Here is a 19072-nt window from a genome sequence, read left to right as displayed (position 1 = left end):
TTACCTCGCTTCGATATATATCGTTTAGAGGTATAGCGTTACGATGCACCCCATGGCAAGCGGCGGTGACCTGAGCCTCACCATCCTGGGATTCCTGAACGAACGGCCGATGCACGGCTACGAGCTCAAGTCGCGCCTGGCCGCGCTCACCGGCCACCTGCGCCCGGTCAGCGACGGCGCGCTCTATCCCGCCATCTCCAGGCTTGAGGCGAAGGGCCTGGTCGAGCGGCACGAGGAGGCGGGCGCGGCCGCCGCGCGCCGTCAGGTGCTGACGATCACGGACGCCGGGCGCGAGGAGCTGCTCCTACGGCTGCGCGAGCCCGCCGACCTGGACGTCAGCGACCAGACCAGGTTCTTCGCGCTGCTGACGTTCCTGTCGGCGCTGCCCGACCCCGCCGACCAGGCGAAGGTGCTGGCCAGGCGGCTGGCCTTCCTGGAGGCTCCGGCGAGCTTCTTCTACGAGGGTGGCAAACCCGTCAGGGCCAAGGACGAGCCCGACCCCTACCGCCGCGGCATGCTGCTGATCGCCCGCGCGTCGAGCCAGGCCGAACGCGAATGGCTGCGCCGCCGGATCGAGGAGCTGGAGGCGTAGCCGGGGCGACAGCGGAGCGGCCCACCGCGCACGTTCGCGCGGTGGGCCGCTCAATCCGTCTTCCGGTGGAACCGATCAGTCGAGGCCCCGGCGGGCGAGCAGCGGCTGGATGCTCGGCTCACGTCCGCGGAAGTTGCGGAACGCGGTCAGCGGGTCGAGGCTCCCGCCGCGGGACAGCAGCTCCTGGCGGAAGTGGTCGCCGTTCGCCCTGGTGAGGCCGCCGTTCTCCTTGAACCACTCCACGCTCTCCGCGTCGAGCACCTCGCTCCAGATGTAGGAGTAGTAGCCGGCGCTGTAGCCGCCGGCGAAGATGTGCGCGAAGTAGTTGGTCCGGTAGCGCGGCCTGACCTGCGGGACGGCGATCTGGGCGGCTTCCAGGGCCGCCGACTCGAACGCCTCCGCGTCGTCCACCGTCTCCCCGGGCGCCAGCTTGTGCCAGGCCCAGTCGAGCAGCGTGGCGGCCAGATATTCGACGGTCGTGAAGCCCTGGTTGAACTTCTCCGACGCCGTCAGCTTCTCCACCAGCTCGGCCGGCATCGGCTCGCCCGTCTCGTGGTGCTTGGCGTAGTTGGCCAGCACCTCGGGCCAGGTCGCCCACATCTCGTTGACCTGCGACGGGTACTCGACGAAGTCGCGCGGCACGCTGGTGCCCGACACGCGCGGGAAGCGTACCTGCGAGAACAGCCCGTGCAGCGCGTGCCCGAACTCGTGGAAGGCCGTGTTCACCTCGTCGTGCGTCAGCAGCGTCGGGCCGGAGGCGGGCTTGGTGATGTTGAGGTTGTTGATCACCACGGGGAGCTGGCCGAACAGGAACGACTGGTCGACCAGGTTGTTCATCCACGCGCCGCCGCGCTTGGTCTCCCGCGCGTACGGGTCGAGCACGAACAGCCCCAGCCGGCTCCCGTCCTCGTTGAACACCTCGAAGACGGTCACATCAGGGTGGTATCCGCCCAGGTCGGTCCGCTCGGTGAAGGTGACCCCGTACAGTTTCGTGGCCGCGAAGAACACGCCGTCGCGGTAGACGCGGTTGAGCTCGAAGTAGGGCCGCATCGCGGCGCCGTCGAACTCGTAGCGCGCCTGGCGCACCTTCTCCGAGTAGTAGGACCAGTCCCACGGCTCGATCTCGAACCCGGCCTGCTCCGCCAGCGCCTCGGCCTCCTTGCCCGCGTTGCGCACGGCCGGGCCGACGAGCTGGCCGAGCATCTCCTCGACCGCCTCGACGGACTTGGCGGTCTGGTCGGCCACCGAGTACGCGGCGTGGCTGGGGAACCCGAGCAGCGCCGCCCGCTCGGCCCGCAGCGCCGCCATCCTGGCCGCCACCTGGAAGTTGCCCGGCGCCCTGCGGATGCTCAGCTCGTAGAGCCTGCGGCGCACGTCGCGGTCGGTGAGCTGGGCCAGCCCCGGCTGGGCGGTGAAGTTCAGCAGCGGCAGGACGTACTTGCCGTCCTTGCGCAGCGACTCGATCCTGGCATCGTCGAAGCCGTCGAGCTCCTTGGGGTCCTCGACCACCAGGGCGGACTCGGTCGAAGCCTTCAGCAGGCTCTGGGCGAACCCCGTCGAGAGCTTCGACAGCTCCTCGTTGAGCTCGCGCAGCCGGCCCTGCTCCACCTCCGACAGGTCGGCGCCCGCCCTGATGAAGTCGTCGCGGTACTTCTCCAGCAGCCAGGACTCCTCGGCGTCCGCCGTGGTGATCTGCTTGATCCGCGCCCACAGGGCCCTGTTGAGCCGGATCGCGTCGCTGTGCTTGGTCAGCTCGGGAGAGATCTGCTTCTCGATCTCCATGATGCCGTCGGTGGAGTTGGACGCGGCGACGGTGAAGAAGATCGTGGCCGTGCGTTCGAGGATCCGTCCCGATCGCTCGAGTGCGGCGATCGTGTTGTCGAAGGTCGGCGGCTCTGTGCTGCCCGCGATCGCGTCGACCTCGGCCAGGTGCTCGGCCATGCCGCGCTCGAACGCGGGCAGGTAGTGCTCCTCGCGTACGTCCGCGAAGGGCGGCAACTGGTACGGCAGATTGCTAGGGGCGAAGAACGGATTCTCGGCCAACGCTCGGGCTCCTCCACGTGGTGTTTTGTCCCCTTCAGCTTGGCACGACCGAGCCTGTGCTGTGGGCGGCGAAGGACCGGTCTGCCAAACGTTTTGGTCTTACCCCCCGAGCTGGGCTATTCTTTCGGACGTCGCCAACGCGCTCCGCAAGGAGTGCGCTGCGGTGGGGTATGGTGTAATTGGCAGCACGACTGATTCTGGTTCAGTTAGTCTAGGTTCGAGTCCTGGTACCCCAGCATTTAACGGATGTCTCCATCGGGAGACGTCCGTTTTTTCATTTCGCGAGCCGGTGCAGGATCTCCCGGATCTGCTCCAACGCCTTGACCGTCGGCGCGTGCGGCGAATCCACCGTGAACACCCCGAACTCGTTGCCCGGCGTCGCCGCGTCCGCCTCCTTGATCATCCGATTCTGCAGCGCGAGCGGGATCATCCGGTCGCGCGCGTGCCTGATGTACACCCGGGGCACCCGCCCCCACGCCTCCTTGCGCCCGCGCGCGTCGGCCCCCGACACCTGCATGCTCTCGTCCGGCAGGAGCCCGTTGAGCATCGCGAGGAACTCGCCGTCGCTCGCCTCCGCCATGAACGCCGCCTTGGCCGCCGCCAGGAACTTCCTGTCGTTCGTCCGCCAGTTGATCCGCATCGCCCCGATCGCCGCCGGGTCGGCGATGACGCCCGCCGCCAGGCTCGCCCCGAGGCTCTCGCGCCCTTCCGGCGTCTGGAGGTAGTCCGCCGGCGAGCGCAGCTTCGTGCAGCAGAACGCCGCGTCGTACACCAGCCGGTCGATCAGGTCGGGCACCTCGTCGGCCGCCTTCGTGATCGCCGCGCCACCCAGGCTGCCGCCCACCAGGATCACCGGGCCGTAGCCGGAGACCTTGCGCACGACGTCCACCGTGGCCTCGACGTAGTCGTCCAGCTTCACCCCGGCCACCGCCGACGGAGCCGTGGCCAGCTTCGCCAGGTCCTGGGGAGCCTGGTAGGCATACTGGAACTGCTCGGCGGGGCCGTGCCCGGGGAGCTCCACACCCACGGTGCGGTGCCCGCGCAGGGCCAGCCCCTGATCGGCCGACGCGACGCCGTTCGCGCCGGTCACGAAGACGTACGTGGTCACCTTCTTGGGCTTGACGGCGGCCGAGGCCGTGTAGGTGCCCGCGCCTGCCGCGGCGGCCAGCTGGAACATCGCTCTCCTGCTCGTTTCGGTCATGCCCCGATGCTCGCCCAGCTCAGCGCCGCTCCACATCGCCCGAGCGGCTCGCCATCCGGCTGACACCCACCATCCACCAATCGGCTGATACTCGTTCCCGCACCGCCTGGCCCCGCCACCACCTGCCCACCGGCCGCCTGGCCCCGGCACCACCCCGCCTCCGCACCACCCCGCCCTCGCACCACCCCCCCGCAATCCGCATGCCGCCGGTGCGGTGCCGGCGGCCTCCACACCGCACGTGGGCTCTGCCGATCACCGGGAGACGTGCCAGGGTGGACCCCATGAGCTGGCTCGACGGACGCGAGCGCTGGGTCTACCTGACGCTCGCCTACGGACTGCTCGCCGTCTCAGCGACCGCGGCGGCTCTCGCGCAAGCTCCGGAGGGCGTCGCACCGTGGACGGCCGTGCGCCGGCTCGCGGGACCGGCGGTGGCCTGGCTGGCGGAGCTGGGCCCGACGGCCGGCGGCTCAGGATGGCCGGTCCTGGCGCTGGCCGCCGCACTCTGGCTGGCCCCGATCGCCTGGCTCCACCCGCGCCGCGACACCCACCGCCCGCTCGTCGTGGGCCACTTCCTGATCCTCATCGCCCTCGCCGGCGCGCTGGCGTTCAAGAGCACCGCTTTCGTGGTGTTCACCTCGGCCGGCTACCCGATCGCCATCGCCATGCTGCCCGCCCGGCTGATCATGGCGGGCGTGACGCTCACCGCCCTCGTCAACGTGGCGGTCCAGGCCGGCCCGGGAGCCCAGGCCACCCTCCTCACCGTGATCGCCGGCGTGGCCGTCCCCCTGGTGGCGGCCGGCTGGTACGTCTCAGCCGAGCACGACAAACGCCGCCACCTGGTCGAACGGCTGCGCGCCGCCATGACCGAGAACGCCGGCCTGCACGCCAGGCTCCTCGACCAGGCCAGGCGGGCGGGCGTGCTGGACGAGCGGCACCGGATGGCGGGCGAGATCCACGACACGGTCGCCCAGGACCTCATCGCCCTGATCGGCCAGCTCAACGCCGCCGACAGGACCTCCCAGGAAGCCGCCCGCCGCCGCCACCTCGACCAGGCCGCCGAGCTCGCCCGCCAGAGCCTCTCGGAGGCCCGGCGATCCGTACGCGCGCTGCGCCCCGAGCCGCTGGAAGACTCCCGCCTGCCCGAGGCCATCAGCCGAATGGCCCGCTCATGGTCGGAGACGGCCGGCGTACCGCTCACGCTTGAGATCACCGGCACCCCCGTCGCCCTGGCCGCGGATGTGGAGGCCACCCTGTTCCGCATCGCCCAGGAGTCGCTGGCGAACGTCGCGAAGCACGCCACGGCCTCCAGGACGGGCCTCACCCTCTCCTACACGGACGAAACCGTTCTCCTCGACGTCCGCGACGACGGGACCGGTTTCGACCCGCAGCGGCCCGCTGACGGCTTCGGCCTGCACAGCATGCGGCACCGGGTACGCGGCGTAGGCGGCACCCTGGAGATCGAGTCCGAGCCCGGCCAGGGCACCGCGATTGCCGCCGCCGTCCCCGCCATCCCCGCACCGAACACACCCCCTACCACTGACGCTGCCCCGGCGTCCCCCGCAGCCTCAGCGGGGGACACTGCAGCCGCGGGGGCCACCGGTCCTGCGGGGGCCACCGGTCCTGCGGGGGCCACCGGTCCTGCGGGGGACGATGGTTCTGCGGGGATCACCGGCTTTGAGGGAGACGCTGGTCCTGCGGGCGGCGACGCCACTGCCGGAGCTGCCGGCCCTGCGGGGGTCACCGGCTCAATGGGCGACGCCGACCCTGCCGGAGACGTCGACTCTGCCGGAGACGCCGGCGCTGCGGGGGACGCCGACGCTGAGGGAGACGCCGCTCATGAGGAGGACGGCACCCTCGGTGAAGGCGGCCCCGGCCGCTTCCGGGCTTCGGGCGAGGGGTGAGACCCTGATGGCAGGCGATCATCCGGGGGAGGGGGACCGATGCGGCTCAGGCTGCTGATAGCCGACGATCACCCCATCGTGCGCGACGGCCTGCGCGCGGCCCTCGGGAGCGAGCCCGACTTCGAGATCGTCGGAGAGGCCGCCGACGGGGCGGAAGCCGTACGCCTGGCCGCCGAGCTCCACCCCGACATCGTCCTCATGGACCTGCGCATGCCCGGCATGGGCGGCGTCGCCGCGATCCGCGAGCTGAGCGGCCCAGGGCTGGATCGGACAGGGCTGAGCGGCACGGGTCCGAGGGTGCTGGTGCTCACCACGTTCGACACCGACGTGCTGCCCGCGCTCGAAGCGGGAGCCAGCGGCTACCTGCTGAAGGACGCGCCCCCGGAGGAGCTCGTCCGCGCCGTCCGCGCCACCCACCGCGGTGAGACCGTCCTGGCCCCGGCCGTGGCCACCCGCCTGGCCGACCACCTCCGCAGACCCGCGAGGGGGCAGCTGAGCAAACGCGAGCTGGAGGTGCTGCGCCTGGTGGCCGGAGGAGCCACCAACCGGGAGGCGGCGGCCGCCCTGTTCATCAGCGAGGCCAGCATCAAGACGCACCTGCTGCACGTCTACGCCAAACTCGACGTCCGCGACCGCGCCGCCGCCGTCGGCGAGGCCTACCGCCGCGGCCTGATCGACTGACGCCCCCGGGCCTGGCAGCCGCCCGCCCCACGGCGCCTCCGCCTCCGTGCGTCCGGTTCGCCTCCGTGCGTCCGGTTTGGGCGGTGCCGCTCCGGGGCGTCTGGGTCCGGGTGGTGCCGTGGTGATGTGTGGTCGGAGTTGGGCGGTGCCCTGATGGTGTGTCCGGGCCCGGGTGGTGCCGCCGCTACGTGCGTCCGGGTCTGGGCGGTGCCGCCGCTCCGTGCGTCCGAGTCCAGGGTGCCGTGGCGGCGGGCGTCCGAGGTTGGGCGGGTGCCCTGGTGACGTGCGGTTGGACGGGGGTGGAGGGTAGAGTCCGCCCGACTTATGGATGAATTTCGTATCCGCGCGGGCAGCTTCCCGCGCTTCGCCGCTCCGTTCGCCGCCCCACTCGTGCTCTTCTTCGCCGTCTGCCTCCTCCTGGGCGCCATCTTCACCAACAGCACCCCGCTCGGCGTCCTCATCGGCGCGCTGGCCACCGCCGCCCTGCTCGCCGTCCTCGTGGGCAAGCACCGCCGTCTGGCCTCGGGCACCGTCGTCCGCTTCGCCCCGGACGGGGTTGAGCTCTCCGACTCGTACGGCTTCCGCACCCGCCTCCGCTGGCCGGACATCACCAGGATCGACGTCGTGGACACCCAGCTCGCGAACCCGAGGCGCATCGGCCGCCCCGGCGGCGTACAGGTGCGGGCACAGGCCCTGCGCTCGGTCGGGCTCATCGGCTGGGGTGAACGGACGGTGCCGTCCCGCGTCCCGGGCTGGATGCGGGACCGCCTGGCCCGCGTACCGGTGGACCCGGCCACGGGCCGCCCGGAGGTGGCGATTCCGCTGGGCGAGTTCGACCCGTTGTGGGAGCGAGGCCCGATGGGCGACTGGGTCCGGCGCCACAGACCCGATCTGATGGGCCGATAAGCGGTTTGGTTGTGGTCTGCGGGGTGCGGTAGAGTTACCTGCGTTGCCGGGGAGACCCGGCACAGCAGCTTGTGGACAGGGTCCCGTCGTCTAGTGGCCCAGGACGCCGCCCTCTCAAGGCGGTAGCGCCGGTTCGAATCCGGTCGGGACTACCACTGTCACAAGCCCGCGAAGGTCCCGTCGTCTAGTGGCCCAGGACGCCGCCCTCTCAAGGCGGTAGCGCCGGTTCGAATCCGGTCGGGACTACCACTGTCACAAGCCCGCGAAGGTCCCGTCGTCTAGTGGCCCAGGACGCCGCCCTCTCAAGGCGGTAGCGCCGGTTCGAATCCGGTCGGGACTACATCTGCAACAACCGCTCCGGTGCTCTCAGCCCGGAGCGTTTCGCGTTTTCCGAGCGGTTTCTGAGCGATTTCTCCAGCGGCCGACGACTCTTCCGTCTCCAGCGGCTGGCGGCTGTCCCGTCTTCGGTGGTTGACGACTCTCCCCGCGAACGGCCGGCAGAGCGCACGTCGCGGTGGCCGGCCCCGTGAACCTCAGGAGCGTTTCCCTGGACAGAGCCCGGCCCCGTGCGGCGGGTGGGTCCTCCCGGTCGTGAGCGTAACGAAAAAGGAGGACGTCCCGGTCGGGAGCGTAAAAGAGAAAGAAGACGCGAAAGCCCCCGCCGAGCAACGGCGGGGGCTTTCGGCGGATCACGCCGAGCGGGCCTTGAAGAGCGCGCGGCGCGCCGCCTTGCCCACCTGCTTGTCCGGGTGCACCTGCGAGATCAGATCCAGCAGCTCCTCCACATGCGCGTGCGGGATCTTCCAGATCACCTCCAGCAGGCTGTTGACCATGTCGGGCCCGATGTCCTGCAGGCTGCTCACGAACTCCGACCGCCCGAGACCGGCCGAGATCGTCCACATGTCCAGGATCAGCCAGTGGGTGTCGTCCTGCGTGGGCTCAGGCGCGCCCTCGACCTCCAGCTGGCTCAGATGCGTGGCCGCGTAAGGGCGCAGCGACGGCTGCTTGAGCGCCGCCTGCCAGGCCGGGATCGCCGCCTGCCCCAGCGTGCCGACGACGCTGGCCGCCTGCACCCTGATCAGCGCGTCGCTCTCGTCCTCCCCCGCCGCCTCCAGCAGCTCCTCAGCCGCCTTCTCCGGCTCACGCAGCCGCATCCAGGCCGCGAACTCGGCGTCGGCCTCGTCCTCCGGCAGCTCCGCGCTCAGCGCCAGCAGCTCGTGAGCGCTCATCGACTCGATCGCCGGCCTGGCGTCCACCTCGATGTCGGCGTCGTCCACCAGGTGGACGACCCCTTCGGTGCCGAGCGGCGTGAGGCTGAGCGTCTTGCCCTCGACCGCCACCATGCCGTAGCCGGTCAGCCAGTCGATCGCCGGGGCCAGCGGGTCGCCCGCCGCCTCCCACGCGTCCGAGCCCAGCTCGTCGAGATCGGCGGCGGCCTCGGCCAGCTCCTGCCCCAGCTCCTCCAGGTCGCGCGAGCCGCCCCCCAGCAGCAGCCTGACCAGGACGCCGCGGGTCAGGCCCGCCAGGGCCATCGTCAGGTCGTCGTCGGCCAGCTCGGGGTCGCCGTAGTCGACCGAGTGCAGCCCGAGCATCCAGGCGTCGAGAACGTCCTCGTCGTCGTCGAACGGCCACTCCGAGGTGTCGTCCTGCACGGCCACGGTGTTGGCGTCGCCGGGCTCCAGGAACTCGAGGTCGACGGCCAGGTTCCAGATGTTCCAGAGCTGGGGGACAGCTTCGGCGAGCGGGCCGTCGGCCTGCGGCCTGGGCAGCCCGACGGCCGTCAGCGCCTCTTCGACCTCCTCGTCGGTGAGCAGCGTGTCCTCGCCCACCCGGCGGCCGGAGCCGACCCACAGGGCCAGATCGCGGGCCTTGGCGACCAGCGGCACCGCGCGGGCGGCCGCGGCCAGCTCCGAGTCGGGCCGCAGCCTGATCGTGTCGAGCTCGGCCAGCTCGTCCGCGAACGGCTCGAAATCGCCGAGGTCGCCGGCCTCTTCCTCGTCGTCGTCGCCTTCGGCATCCTCCAGCAGGTCTTCCATGAGATCGACGAACTCGTCTTCGACGTCGTCGAGCTCGGCCTGCAGATCGGCGAGGGAGTCCGAGCCCTCGGCCAGCCTGCCGGTCTGCGAGAGGAACGTCAGGTACGCGTCCACGGCCGGGAGCATCCCGTCCGCGGCGGCGTCTGGATCCTCCAAGACCTTGGGCATACGGTCGAGCAGCAGGTTACGCAGGTCGGCGCGCTTCCACGTGCCGAGATCCTGCGAGAAGGCGAGACGGTGCCACAGAGCGGCAGGCCCCACGAGCTCGGGGTCGCTCCCAGGGGCGTTCACGCGCGCCCACATGATGAACTCTTCGAGCAGGGGTCGCAGCTCAGTGGCGGCTACCTCGATGCGATCTGTCACGCACTCAGGCTAGTGCGCCTGCGAGGCAGTCGGCTCCCCAAATACATCCTTTTGCTGATCATGACGTACGTCGCATGGCTTCTGTGATGCGTTCCGCGGCCGCCATCACGGGCACCGCGTGCAGCCGACCAGGCGCCCTGGTCAGCCGTTCGATGGGTCCGGAGACGGAAACCGCCGCGATGACCTTGCCGCCGCTGCCCCTTATAGGAGCGGAAACACTCGCCACCCCCTGCTCGCGCTCGCCGACACTGTGGGCCCAGCCCCTGCGCCGTACTGAGGCCAATGTGGCGGCGGTGAACTTGGCGCCGCGCAATCCCCGGTGCAATCTGTCCGGCTCCTCCCATGCCAAAAGGATCTGCGCCGCCGAGCCTGCCGTCATGGGCAGCGCCGAACCCACCGGGACCGTGTCACGCAAACCGCTCGATCGTTCCGCGGCCGCCACGCAGACCCGTTCGTCACCCTGGCGCCGGTAGAGTTGGGCACTCTCCCCGGTCAGATCCCTGAGCTGCATCAGCACGGGCGAGGCCACCGCCAGCAGCCGGTCCTCACCGGCCGCGGTGGACAACTCGGAAAGCCTCGGTCCCAGGACGAACCTGCCCTGTGTGTCGCGGGTCACGATGCGGTGATGCTCCAGAGCGACGGCCAGCCGGTGGGCCGTGGGGCGGGCCAGGCCGGTGGCCTGGACGAGCTGCGCCAGTGAAGCGGGCCCCGCTTCGAGGGCATTGAGTACAAGAACTGCCTTGTCGAGTACTCCGACTCCGCTAGAGTTGTCCATACACCGATACTGCCGTCTCGACATATGAGAAGCAAGTCGGAGGCAATCTCAAGGAGGAGATCATGGGCCGCACACTGGCCGAGAAGGTCTGGGAGCAGCACGTAGTCCGGCGCGCCGAGGGTGAGCCGGACCTGCTCTACATCGACCTGCACCTCATCCACGAGGTGACCAGTCCGCAGGCGTTCGACGGGCTCCGTCTCGCCGGCCGGAAGGTGCGGCGGCCCGATCTCACGATCGCCACGGAAGACCACAACGTGCCGACCGTGCTCGGCCCGATCTCCGACCCCGTGTCCAAGAAACAGGTCGAGACGCTGCGCAAGAACGCGGCCGAGTTCGGCGTCAGGCTCTATCCCATGGGCGACGCCGGGCAGGGCGTGGTGCACATCATCGGCCCGCAGTTCGGCCTGACCCAGCCGGGCATGACGATCGTCTGCGGCGACTCCCACACCTCGACGCACGGCGCGTTCGGCGGCATCGCGTTCGGCATCGGCACCTCCGAGGTCGAGCACGTGCTGGCCACGCAGACGCTGCCCGCCTACCGGCCGAAGACGATGGCCATCGAGGTCTCCGGCGAGCTGCCCGCGGGCGTCACCGCCAAGGACCTGATCCTCGCGATCATCGCCCAGATCGGCACCGGCGGCGGCCAGGGCTACATCGTCGAATACCGCGGCGAGGCCGTGCGCAAGCTCTCCATGGAGGGCCGCATGACCGTCTGCAACATGTCGATCGAGGCGGGCGCCCGCGCCGGCATGATCGCGCCGGACGAGACCACGTTCGACTACCTCAAGGGCCGCCAGCACGCCCCCGAGGGCGACGCGTGGGACCAGGCCGTCGAATACTGGAAGTCGCTGCGCACCGACGACGACGCCGTGTTCGACAAGGTCGTGGAGATCGACGCCACGACGCTGACCCCGTACGTCACCTGGGGCACCAACCCGGGCCAGGGTCTGCCGCTGGGTGACGCCGTGCCGAGCCCCGAGTCCTTCGACGACCCGGTGGCCCGCTCGGCCGCCGAGCGCGCGCTGGAGTACATGGGCCTGACCGCCGGCACCCCGCTGCGCGAGATCGAGGTCGACACGGTGTTCGTCGGCTCGTGCACCAACGGCCGCATCGAGGACCTGCGCTCGGCCGCCGAGATCCTGCGCGGCCGTCACGTCAAGACGCGCACGCTGATCGTGCCCGGCTCGATGCTGGTCAAGCTGCAGGCCGAGCAGGAGGGCCTGCACGAGGTGTTCAAGGCCGCCGGCGCCGAGTGGCGCGAGGCCGGCTGCTCGATGTGTCTGGGCATGAACCCCGACACGCTCCAGCCGGGCGAACGCAGCGCCTCCACCTCCAACCGCAACTTCGAGGGCCGCCAGGGCAAGGGTGGCCGCACCCACCTGGTGTCGCCGCAGGTCGCCGCCGCGACCGCCGTCACCGGCCGCCTGACCGCCCCCGCTGACCTGTAAGGAGAGACAAGACCGATGGACGCTTTCACCACCCACACCGGTACGGCGGTGCCGCTGCGCCGCAGCAACGTCGACACCGACCAGATCATCCCGGCCGTCTGGCTCAAGCAGGTCAGCCGCACCGGCTTCGAGCAGGGCCTGTTCGCGGCCTGGCGCGAGGACCCGACGTTCGTGCTGAACGACCCGTCGTACGAGGGCGGCTCGATCCTGGTCTCCGGCCCCGACTTCGGTACGGGCTCGTCGCGCGAGCACGCCGTCTGGGCGCTGCAGCAGTACGGGTTCCGTGCCGTGATCGCGGCCAGGTTCGGCGACATCTTCCGCAACAACTCCACGAAGATGGGCCTGCTGCCGGTCATCCTGCCCGGTGACAAGGTCGAGGCCCTGCAGTCGGCCGTCGAGGCGGACCCGAAGCTGGAGATCACCGTCGACCTGGGCGAACGCCAGGTGCGCTGGGCGGACGAGGTCGTCGCCTTCGAGATCGACGACTACACCCGCTGGAGGCTCATGGAGGGCCTCGACGACATCGGGCTGACCCTGCGTCATGCCGAGGATGTGGCGGCGTACGAGAATGGTCGGCAGCCATGGCTGCCGACGACCGTCTAGAAGACGACGAACTGGCGCGGCGGTTGCGCGAGGCGCACCGCCGCGTCCGCATGCTCTCCGCGGGTGCGAATGCGACAGAAAGGGAGCGGCTGGCCCGCCGCTACCTCACCATTTGCGACCTGGCCAAGCGAGATCCGGAAAGGGCCGCCGCCCGTCTCGACGCCTTTCTGGCCGCACTCGGCCCCGCCGCCGACACGCCACGCAATGAGAAAAACACGCTAGGTGATTGAGTTCCCCCGCAATCCCGCCTACTTTCGAGCGCGTAAGGGGTTTCTACGTCGGACTCGTGAGCTGGAACCCCGAGCCGTTACTGGGGGAGCAGAACTTTCATGAACAAGCGAGAACTCGTCGAGGCCATCGCGGATCGGGTGGGCGACAGGAAGACGGCCACGGAGGCCGTCAACTCCGTCATCGACGCCATCCAAAAGGCCGTGGCCACCGGCGACAAGGTCTCGATCACGGGCTTCGGCGCGTTCGAGATGGTGCACAAGCCCGCCCGCACGGCCAGGAATCCGTCGACCGGAGCGGAAATCAAGGTCGCGGAGAGCTGGGCGCCCAAGTTCCGCCCCGGCTCCGATTTCAAAGAGCTGGTCAATGAGGGCGGCAAGAAAATCGGAAAGAAGAAGTAAACCCAGCGGACCATCGCGCCCGGGCCACACGGCCCGGGCGTCCGCATTTACCGGGGCGGAACGGGGAAAGTCGAGAGCGTGATGTAGGTGATTTCCGCACCTGTCATCGCGAGGTTGACCCGTTGCCCCGAGCGGAGCAGCAGCAGCGGCCCCGCGTCGAAGGCGGGAGCGCCGAACTCCAGCACGGTCCCGTCGTCGAGGAAGACCGTGCCCGAGCGAGTGGCCTCGTCGAAGCTGCGTACCGTCGCCTGCACGCGGACCAGCCTAGGGCGACCGCGACCCCCGGTCCAGCACGCTCACGACCCCGCCACCGCGCCCACGGCCCCCGGTCCGGCACGCTCACGACCCCGGCCACAGCTCCGCGACCACCGCGGCGGTGTGCCGGCCCAGCCCCAGCGCGATGGCCGCGCGCAGGTCGTCGGGCGTGTCCACGTCCCGCCGCACCGAGTCCACGCCCGGCACGCACAGCTCCTTGGCCCCGCCCGCCAGATGCTTGGCCCGCGACTCGCCGCCGAACCTGGGCGTGAACGGCGTCCCCGGGCGCACCCCGTAGAAGGTCGTCCCGACGTCGAGCGCGTCCGGCAGGAACGACTGGTCGAACTCGGCCGCCGCCTCCAGCGCCACCGCCAGCTCCGCCGGGCGCAGCGCGGGCAGGTCGGCCTGCAGCGCCCCCACCGCGTCCCCGGGCGCGAGGCGTACGGCATGGGCGGCGCCCGCGCGCAACGCCGTGTTCAGCCCGCGGTCCGGGTCGTGCACGACGTCGGCGCCCAGCGCGCCCAGCGGCCCCGCCGCGGCGGGATCTGCCGTCACCACGATCACCCGGGCCACCACAGGGCAGGAGAGGGCCGAGGACACGGTGTCACTGGCGACCGCGACGGCGAACTTCGTACGGTGCGGACCCGTCGCGGCGGCCAGCCGGGTCTTCGCCGCGACCAGCGTTTTCACCGGAATGACCAGTGACCAGCGGATGCTCATACGCTTAAGCATCGCGCCTCGACATCCCAGGCGGGCAACCGGGAGACTTGGGGCGCATACCGGAGGAGGAGATCATGAGCCGCCCCACGCGACCATCGCGCTTCTGGGAGACCCTGGCAGTAGTGATCGTCAAACCGCTGTCCCGGCTCCTCATCAAGCGGGACTGGCGCCAGGGCGAGCGCATCCCGCGCACCGGGGGCGTGATCATCGCGGCCAACCACCTCTCCTGGTCCGACCCGGTCCTGCTCTCGCACTTCCTCTACAACAACGGCCGCTGGCCGGTGATCCTGGCCAAGTCCGCGCTGTTCAGGGTCCCCTTCCTCGGTCATGCCGTGACCTCCCTGCTGGCCATCCCCGTCGACCGCGGCAGCAGCGAGGCGGCCAGGTCGCTGAGCGCGTCGGCCCAGCGGCTGGAGGACGGCGCCGCGATCCTGTTCTACCCGGAGGGCACCTGCACGCGTGACCCGGGTCTGTGGCCGATGGCCGGCAAGACCGGCGCGGCCCGGCTGGCGCTGGAGAGCGGCGCCCCGGTGATCCCGGTGGCCCACTGGGGTGCGCAGGAGCTGCTCCCGTACGGTGAGAAGAAGCCCAGGCTGTTCCCGCGCAAGACGTTCCACGTGACGGTGGGGCCGCCGGTGGACCTGTCGAAGTACGCGGGCAAAGACCCGCAGGGCGACGTGCTGCGCGACGCGACGGCCGACATCATGGCGGCCATCACCGCACAGCTCGCCGAGCTCCGTGGTGAGAAGGCGCCCGAGACCCCATACGATCCAGCCGGGAGGTGACGGCATGACGAAGGTCGCCGTTTTCGGCACGGGCTCGTGGGGCACCACGTTCGCCATGATCCTGGCCGAGGCAGGCAATCAGGTCACGTTGTGGGGGCGCAGGCCGGAGCTGGCCGAGGCGATCGACCGTGACCACGTGAACGCCGACTACCTGCCCGGCGTGACGCTGCCCGAGGCGCTGCGCGCCACGACAGACCCCGCGCGAGCGCTCGACGGGGCGGACTTCGTGGTGCTCGCGGTGCCGTCGCAGCAGCTGCGGCCCAATCTGAGCGCCTGGCGCGAGCACATCCCGCCCGGCGCCGTCCTGGTCAGCCTGATGAAGGGCATCGAGCTGGGCACGACCAAACGGATGAGCGAGGTGATCCGCGAGGTCGCGGAGGTCCCCGAGGAGCGCGTCGCGGTCGTGTCGGGCCCCAACCTGGCCAAGGAGATCGCCCACCGCCAGCCCGCCGCCACGGTCGTGGCCTGTACGGACGAATCGGTCGCCGAACGCCTCCAGGCGGCCTGCCACCTGCCTCCGTGGTTCCGCCCGTACACCAACACCGACGTGGTCGGCGTCGAGCTGGGCGGCGCGGTGAAGAACGTCATCGCGCTGGCCGTGGGCGTCTCGGCCGGCATGGGCATGGGCGACAACGTCAGCGCCATGCTCATCACCAGAGGGCTGGCCGAAATCTCCCGGCTGGGCGCCGCGCTCGGGGCCGACCCGCACACGTTCGCGGGGCTGGCCGGGATGGGCGACCTGGTGGCCACGTGCACGTCGCCGCTGTCGCGCAACCGTACGTTCGGGGAAAACCTGGGCAGGGGCATGACCCTGGAAGAGGTCGTCGCCGCCACCAAGCAGACCGCCGAGGGCGTGAAGTCCTGCGAGTCCGTCCTGGAGCTGGCCAGGAAGCACGACGTGGAGATGCCGATCACCGAGGTCGTCGTCGGCGTCGTACACGACGGCATGTCACCGGCGGAGGCGGGCATGCTGCTCATGTCCCGTTCGCCCAAGCCGGAGCGTTACGGGGTGTGAGAAAGACCTGACTACGGCGTGCTTGGCTCGCTGTGACCGGGACACCCCGGTAGATTCGGACACCATGAGCAAGCCACGCGTCGCCGTCGTTTTCGGAGGCCGAAATTCTGAGCATGCCGTGTCCCTCATGGGCGCGGGCAGCGTGCTGGACGCCATCGACAGGAGCAAGTACGAGGTGGTCCCCATCGGGATCGCCCAGGACGGCAGATGGGTGCTCGCGGCCTCCGGCCAGCGTTACGCCATCGAGGCCGGCGAGCTCCCCGTCGTCGAGACCACGGGTGCGGCGCTGGCGCTGCCCTCGGGCGGCGGCCCGCTGGTGGCCTACGACCCCGGCAGTATCCCCGTGGAGCTCGGCTCGGTGGACGTGGTGTTCCCCGTGATGCACGGCCCGTACGCGGAGGACGGCACCATCCAGGGCCTGCTGGAGATGGCCGGCGTGCGTTACGTCGGCTCCGGCGTGCTGGCCAGCGCGGTGGGCATGGACAAGGCCCACATGAAGACCGTCCTGGCCGCGGCCGGGCTGCCGACCGGGCGCTACGTCGTCGTACGCGACCGCGACTGGCGCCTCAACCGCGAATGCGTGCTCAAGGAGGCCGAGGAGCTCGGCTACCCGGTGTTCGTCAAGCCCGCCAGGGCCGGCTCCTCCCAGGGCATCTCCAAGGCCTCCGACCGGGCGGAGCTGGAGTCGGCGGTGGAGTTCGCCAGGCAGCACGACCCCAAGGTGCTCATCGAGGCGGCGATCGTGGGGCGCGAGATCGAGTGCGCCGTGCTGGAGTCGCCGGGCGACGAGCCCGCCGCCGCGTCGATGCCCGGCGAGGTGAAGGTCGAGGGCGGCCAGGAGTTCTTCGACTTCGAGGCGAAGTACTACCCCGACCAGATGTCGCTGACCGTGCCCGCCGACATTCCCCAGGAGACGGCCGAGGAGCTCAGGGCGCTGGCGGTGCGCGCGTTCGAGGCGCTCGACTGCGAGGGGCTCTCGCGGGTCGACTTCTTCTACACGCCCGGCGGCGAGCTCATACTCAACGAGATCAACACCATGCCCGGGTTCACCGCGCTGTCCGTGGCGCCGCAGCTCTGGGCCGCGTCGGGGCTGCCCTACCCGGCGCTGGTCGACCACCTCATCCAGCTCGCCCTGGCCCGGCCGGTGGGCCTGCGTTGAGTCCTGGGCGTCAGCGGGGCTGCGGGGCCATCTGGCCGACCGGCTTGGACAGGTCGGCGAGCACCTCGGCGGCCACGTGCTCGCCGCCGACCGTGACCTCCACATAAGCGGTGTCCGTCACAGCGGTGAACAACGCGGGCTTGTCCGGATCGGCGAACCAGCCCACGCCGCCGATCTCCTGGAGCTGGTCGGTGGGCGCCATCCTGACCGGCCGCGGCACGCCGCAGCGCAGCGCTATGGTGCCCGCGCCCCAGACGGCGACGTACGGGGACTGCGGGGTGGACGTGCCACGCTGCTCGCCGTCCAGCGCGCCGGGGAGCAAGGTGGCCAGCTTGTCGCAGGCGGTCACCGCGTCGCCCTGCGGCTTGGGCGGATCGACCTGTAGGGTGCCGCCGCAACCGGCGAGTGCTAGGAGAACGAGCAGGACGGCGGCGGCACGCATGCGACGACTACCTTTAAATGTGGACGATCGGACACGTAAGCGTACGCGTGATCCCATCCACGGCCTGAATCTGCGCGACGACGAGCTTGCCCAGCTCATCGACGTTGTTGGCCTCCGCGCGCACGATCACGTCGTAGGGCCCCGTCACGTCTTCCGCCTGAGTGACCCCGGGAATCCCGGCGATCTCGCGAGCGACGGCGGCGGCCTTGCCGACCTCGGTCTGAATAAGGATGTAGGCCTGCACCATTACGTCCTCCCGGGCGATTGGATCACGCCGAAGGGCCACCGTACCCTGTGTGCGTCAGGAGGTGCGTCATCACAGTCGGAGATCTCGGCGAATTTGGTGTGGTAAATCGTATTACCAGACGTCTGCCCCAAAGTGCGGCGGTAATGCTCGGTCCGGGGGACGACGCCGCGGTGGTCGCCGCACCCGACGGCCGGGTCGTGGTCTCGACGGATCTGCTGCTGGAGAACAGGCATTTCCGCCGCGATTGGTCCGGCGGTTATGACGTGGGCCGCAAGGCCGCGGCCCAGAACCTGGCGGACGTGGCGGCCATGGGTGCCGCGCCGACGTCCATCGTGGTCGGGCTCGGCATCCCTGCGGACCTGCCTCTGGAGTGGCTCGACGCGCTGACCGACGGGCTCCGCGACGAGTGCGCGACGATCGGGGCGAGCGTGGCGGGCGGCGACGTCACGCGGTGTGACCTGGTCGTCATCGGCGTGACCGCGCTGGGGGACCTGGGCGGGCGGGCGCCCGTGACGCGTTCGGGGGCCAGGCCGGGGCAGCTGGTGGCGGTGGCGGGCCGGCTGGGGTACGCCGCCGCAGGATGGGCGCTGCTGGAGGCGGGCGTGCCGCTGGACTCCGCCGCGCTCCAGGAGGCCGTGGCGGGGCACCGCAGGCCCTGTCCTCCGTACGCGATGGGCCCCCAGGCCGCTGAGCTGGGCGCGAGCGCCATGCTGGACGTCAGCGACGGCCTGCTGCAGGACCTCGGCCACATCGCGGCGGCCAGCGGCGTACGCGTCGAGGTGGACCCGCAGGCGTTCGCCGTGGGGGAGCCCGTGGCGGCGGCGGCCAAGGAGCTGGCGGCCGATCCGCTGGAGTGGGTGCTCACGGGGGGTGAGGACCACGCGCTCGCGGCGGTGTTCCCCGCGGAGGCGCCCCTGCCGTCGTCGTGGCGGGTCGTGGGCCGGGTGGTCGAAGGTGACGGAGTTCTGGTGTATGGGCGCGAGATTGGCCAACCAGGATGGGATCACTTTCGGTGATGAGTTGTCCCGATTTAAGTTATATTTTCCGGATTTGTGGCGTGACTACCGGGATTACTGTGACAAGGGTGTAGCGAAGGTGTTATGAAGATTGGCGGCCACTGTAACCGCGAGAAAGGGCAGCCATGGGCCGCCACGGCACAGGTGGATCCGACGATGAGGATGAACGGGGGGACAGCAGCGCTTTTTGGGGTCCTGACGAGCAGGCCGAGCCGCCAGGCTGGCCTTCGCTGCCGGACCAGCCTGAGGTGACGG

20 protein-coding genes and 4 tRNA genes are annotated in these 19072 nt (G+C 70.4%); 16 read left to right on the top strand and 8 right to left on the bottom strand.

Annotated elements, in window-relative coordinates:
* Nucleotides 1–52 precede the first annotated feature (52 nt).
* Entirely contained in the window at nt 53–592 is a 540-nt protein-coding gene (locus tag ABEA43_RS25425; RefSeq protein ID WP_345565501.1) for a PadR family transcriptional regulator, read from the top strand.
* 75 nt (nt 593–667) lie between these two features.
* Here ABEA43_RS25425 and ABEA43_RS25420 read toward each other — a convergent pair whose 3' ends face one another.
* Nucleotides 668–2635 (bottom strand): M3 family metallopeptidase, encoded by a 1968-nt coding sequence (locus tag ABEA43_RS25420; RefSeq protein WP_345565500.1) that lies wholly within the window; start codon nt 2633–2635, stop codon nt 668–670.
* A 164-nt stretch (nt 2636–2799) separates the two neighbouring features.
* On the opposite strand from ABEA43_RS25420, the gene ABEA43_RS25415 reads away from it, so the two are divergent.
* A tRNA-Gln gene (locus tag ABEA43_RS25415) sits at nt 2800–2871 on the top strand.
* A gap of 38 nt (nt 2872–2909) precedes the next feature.
* Here ABEA43_RS25415 and ABEA43_RS25410 read toward each other — a convergent pair.
* Complete coding sequence (locus ABEA43_RS25410; RefSeq protein ID WP_345565498.1) at nt 2910–3836, bottom strand: alpha/beta fold hydrolase; 927 nt, start codon at nt 3834–3836, stop codon at nt 2910–2912.
* A gap of 281 nt (nt 3837–4117) precedes the next feature.
* Here ABEA43_RS25410 and ABEA43_RS25405 point away from each other — a divergent pair, with 281 nt between their 5' ends.
* The 6 genes from ABEA43_RS25405 (at nt 4118) to ABEA43_RS25380 (ending at nt 7664) form a co-directional block, all read left to right on the top strand.
* Nucleotides 4118–5737, top strand: a complete 1620-nt coding sequence (locus tag ABEA43_RS25405) for a sensor histidine kinase (RefSeq protein ID WP_345565496.1) — start codon at nt 4118–4120, stop codon at nt 5735–5737.
* Nucleotides 5738–5776: 39 nt separating this feature from the next.
* Complete coding sequence (locus tag ABEA43_RS25400) at nt 5777–6418, top strand: response regulator (RefSeq protein ID WP_345565494.1); 642 nt, start codon at nt 5777–5779, stop codon at nt 6416–6418.
* A gap of 324 nt (nt 6419–6742) precedes the next feature.
* The gene (locus ABEA43_RS25395) at nt 6743–7324 is read left to right on the top strand and encodes a hypothetical protein (protein WP_345565492.1); all 582 of its coding nucleotides are present in this window, start codon (nt 6743–6745) and stop codon (nt 7322–7324) included.
* 79 nt (nt 7325–7403) lie between these two features.
* A tRNA-Glu gene (locus ABEA43_RS25390) sits at nt 7404–7479 on the top strand.
* 18 nt (nt 7480–7497) lie between these two features.
* Nucleotides 7498–7573 (top strand) — tRNA-Glu (locus tag ABEA43_RS25385).
* An 18-nt stretch (nt 7574–7591) separates the two neighbouring features.
* A tRNA-Glu gene (locus ABEA43_RS25380) sits at nt 7592–7664 on the top strand.
* Between the two features lie 349 nt (nt 7665–8013).
* On the opposite strand, the gene ABEA43_RS25375 is transcribed toward ABEA43_RS25380, so the two are convergent.
* Entirely contained in the window at nt 8014–9723 is a 1710-nt protein-coding gene (locus ABEA43_RS25375) for a hypothetical protein (protein WP_345565491.1), read from the bottom strand.
* A gap of 58 nt (nt 9724–9781) precedes the next feature.
* Nucleotides 9782–10498 carry an IclR family transcriptional regulator gene (locus ABEA43_RS25370; protein ID WP_345565489.1) on the bottom strand — a complete coding sequence of 239 codons (717 nt, stop codon included), beginning with the start codon at nt 10496–10498 and terminating at the stop codon, nt 9782–9784.
* A 62-nt stretch (nt 10499–10560) separates the two neighbouring features.
* Between ABEA43_RS25370 and leuC the strand changes: the two genes are divergently transcribed.
* From leuC to ABEA43_RS25350, 4 genes are all read left to right on the top strand, one after another.
* On the top strand, nt 10561–11946 hold the full coding sequence (leuC, locus tag ABEA43_RS25365; protein ID WP_345565488.1) for a 3-isopropylmalate dehydratase large subunit: 1386 nt from the start codon (nt 10561–10563) through the stop codon (nt 11944–11946).
* 15 nt (nt 11947–11961) lie between these two features.
* Nucleotides 11962–12549 (top strand): 3-isopropylmalate dehydratase small subunit, encoded by a 588-nt coding sequence (gene leuD / locus ABEA43_RS25360; protein ID WP_345565486.1) that lies wholly within the window; start codon nt 11962–11964, stop codon nt 12547–12549.
* A complete protein-coding gene (locus tag ABEA43_RS25355) occupies nt 12528–12779 on the top strand; it encodes an SCO5555 family protein (protein WP_345565483.1) in 252 nt (83 codons plus the stop codon). Before leuD ends, ABEA43_RS25355 begins: the two co-directional genes overlap by 22 nt.
* A 99-nt stretch (nt 12780–12878) precedes the next feature.
* On the top strand, nt 12879–13178 hold the full coding sequence (locus ABEA43_RS25350) for an HU family DNA-binding protein (protein WP_345565481.1): 300 nt from the start codon (nt 12879–12881) through the stop codon (nt 13176–13178).
* A gap of 47 nt (nt 13179–13225) precedes the next feature.
* On the opposite strand, the gene ABEA43_RS25345 is transcribed toward ABEA43_RS25350, so the two are convergent.
* Together ABEA43_RS25345 and cofC are read right to left on the bottom strand one after the other, a co-directional pair.
* Complete coding sequence (locus tag ABEA43_RS25345) at nt 13226–13432, bottom strand: hypothetical protein (RefSeq protein WP_345565479.1); 207 nt, start codon at nt 13430–13432, stop codon at nt 13226–13228.
* An 85-nt stretch (nt 13433–13517) separates the two neighbouring features.
* Nucleotides 13518–14153, bottom strand: a complete 636-nt coding sequence (gene cofC / locus ABEA43_RS25340; RefSeq protein WP_345565477.1) for a 2-phospho-L-lactate guanylyltransferase — start codon at nt 14151–14153, stop codon at nt 13518–13520.
* Between the two features lie 74 nt (nt 14154–14227).
* Between cofC and ABEA43_RS25335 the strand changes: the two genes are divergently transcribed.
* From ABEA43_RS25335 to ABEA43_RS25325, 3 genes are all read left to right on the top strand, one after another.
* Nucleotides 14228–14938: a lysophospholipid acyltransferase family protein gene (locus ABEA43_RS25335; RefSeq protein ID WP_345565475.1), complete on the top strand. Its 711-nt coding sequence runs from the start codon at nt 14228–14230 to the stop codon at nt 14936–14938.
* A gap of 4 nt (nt 14939–14942) precedes the next feature.
* Nucleotides 14943–15953, top strand: a complete 1011-nt coding sequence (locus tag ABEA43_RS25330) for an NAD(P)H-dependent glycerol-3-phosphate dehydrogenase (RefSeq protein WP_345565473.1) — start codon at nt 14943–14945, stop codon at nt 15951–15953.
* Nucleotides 15954–16017: 64 nt separating this feature from the next.
* A complete protein-coding gene (locus ABEA43_RS25325; protein WP_345565472.1) occupies nt 16018–17112 on the top strand; it encodes a D-alanine--D-alanine ligase family protein in 1095 nt (364 codons plus the stop codon).
* Between the two features lie 10 nt (nt 17113–17122).
* Here the strand turns inward: ABEA43_RS25325 and ABEA43_RS25320 are convergent, their stop codons facing one another.
* Nucleotides 17123–17554 (bottom strand): DUF3515 family protein, encoded by a 432-nt coding sequence (locus ABEA43_RS25320; protein ID WP_345565470.1) that lies wholly within the window; start codon nt 17552–17554, stop codon nt 17123–17125.
* Nucleotides 17555–17567: 13 nt separating this feature from the next.
* Nucleotides 17568–17801 carry an Lrp/AsnC family transcriptional regulator gene (locus ABEA43_RS25315; protein ID WP_345565469.1) on the bottom strand — a complete coding sequence of 78 codons (234 nt, stop codon included), beginning with the start codon at nt 17799–17801 and terminating at the stop codon, nt 17568–17570.
* Between the two features lie 68 nt (nt 17802–17869).
* On the opposite strand from ABEA43_RS25315, the gene ABEA43_RS25310 reads away from it, so the two are divergent.
* A complete protein-coding gene (locus ABEA43_RS25310; RefSeq protein WP_345565908.1) occupies nt 17870–18817 on the top strand; it encodes a thiamine-phosphate kinase in 948 nt (315 codons plus the stop codon).
* The last annotated feature ends 255 nt before the right edge of the window (nt 18818–19072 follow it).

Origin of the sequence: Nonomuraea rosea (genome assembly GCF_039539705.1) — a bacterium.
Lineage (GTDB): Bacteria > Actinomycetota > Actinomycetes > Streptosporangiales > Streptosporangiaceae > Nonomuraea > Nonomuraea rosea.
Note: the sequence above shows the minus strand (reverse complement) of the source record. Positions and strands in the feature narration are given on the sequence as shown.

Bases quoted from the DNA above. Each gene is read 5' to 3' on its own strand.
- ABEA43_RS25425 (WP_345565501.1), top strand. From the start codon at position 53: ATGGCAAGCGGCGGTGACCTGAGCCTCACCATCCTGGGATTCCTGAAC.
- ABEA43_RS25410 (WP_345565498.1), bottom strand. From the start codon at position 3,836: ATGACCGAAACGAGCAGGAGAGCGATGTTCCAGCTGGCCGCCGCGGCA.
- ABEA43_RS25405 (WP_345565496.1), top strand. From the start codon at position 4,118: ATGAGCTGGCTCGACGGACGCGAGCGCTGGGTCTACCTGACGCTCGCC.
- ABEA43_RS25400 (WP_345565494.1), top strand. From the start codon at position 5,777: ATGCGGCTCAGGCTGCTGATAGCCGACGATCACCCCATCGTGCGCGAC.
- ABEA43_RS25395 (WP_345565492.1), top strand. From the start codon at position 6,743: ATGGATGAATTTCGTATCCGCGCGGGCAGCTTCCCGCGCTTCGCCGCT.
- ABEA43_RS25370 (WP_345565489.1), bottom strand. From the start codon at position 10,498: ATGGACAACTCTAGCGGAGTCGGAGTACTCGACAAGGCAGTTCTTGTA.
- leuC (WP_345565488.1), top strand. From the start codon at position 10,561: ATGGGCCGCACACTGGCCGAGAAGGTCTGGGAGCAGCACGTAGTCCGG.
- leuD (WP_345565486.1), top strand. From the start codon at position 11,962: ATGGACGCTTTCACCACCCACACCGGTACGGCGGTGCCGCTGCGCCGC.
- ABEA43_RS25355 (WP_345565483.1), top strand. From the start codon at position 12,528: ATGGCTGCCGACGACCGTCTAGAAGACGACGAACTGGCGCGGCGGTTG.
- ABEA43_RS25350 (WP_345565481.1), top strand. From the start codon at position 12,879: ATGAACAAGCGAGAACTCGTCGAGGCCATCGCGGATCGGGTGGGCGAC.
- cofC (WP_345565477.1), bottom strand. From the start codon at position 14,153: ATGAGCATCCGCTGGTCACTGGTCATTCCGGTGAAAACGCTGGTCGCG.
- ABEA43_RS25335 (WP_345565475.1), top strand. From the start codon at position 14,228: ATGAGCCGCCCCACGCGACCATCGCGCTTCTGGGAGACCCTGGCAGTA.
- ABEA43_RS25330 (WP_345565473.1), top strand. From the start codon at position 14,943: ATGACGAAGGTCGCCGTTTTCGGCACGGGCTCGTGGGGCACCACGTTC.
- ABEA43_RS25325 (WP_345565472.1), top strand. From the start codon at position 16,018: ATGAGCAAGCCACGCGTCGCCGTCGTTTTCGGAGGCCGAAATTCTGAG.
- ABEA43_RS25320 (WP_345565470.1), bottom strand. From the start codon at position 17,554: ATGCGTGCCGCCGCCGTCCTGCTCGTTCTCCTAGCACTCGCCGGTTGC.
- ABEA43_RS25315 (WP_345565469.1), bottom strand. From the start codon at position 17,801: ATGGTGCAGGCCTACATCCTTATTCAGACCGAGGTCGGCAAGGCCGCC.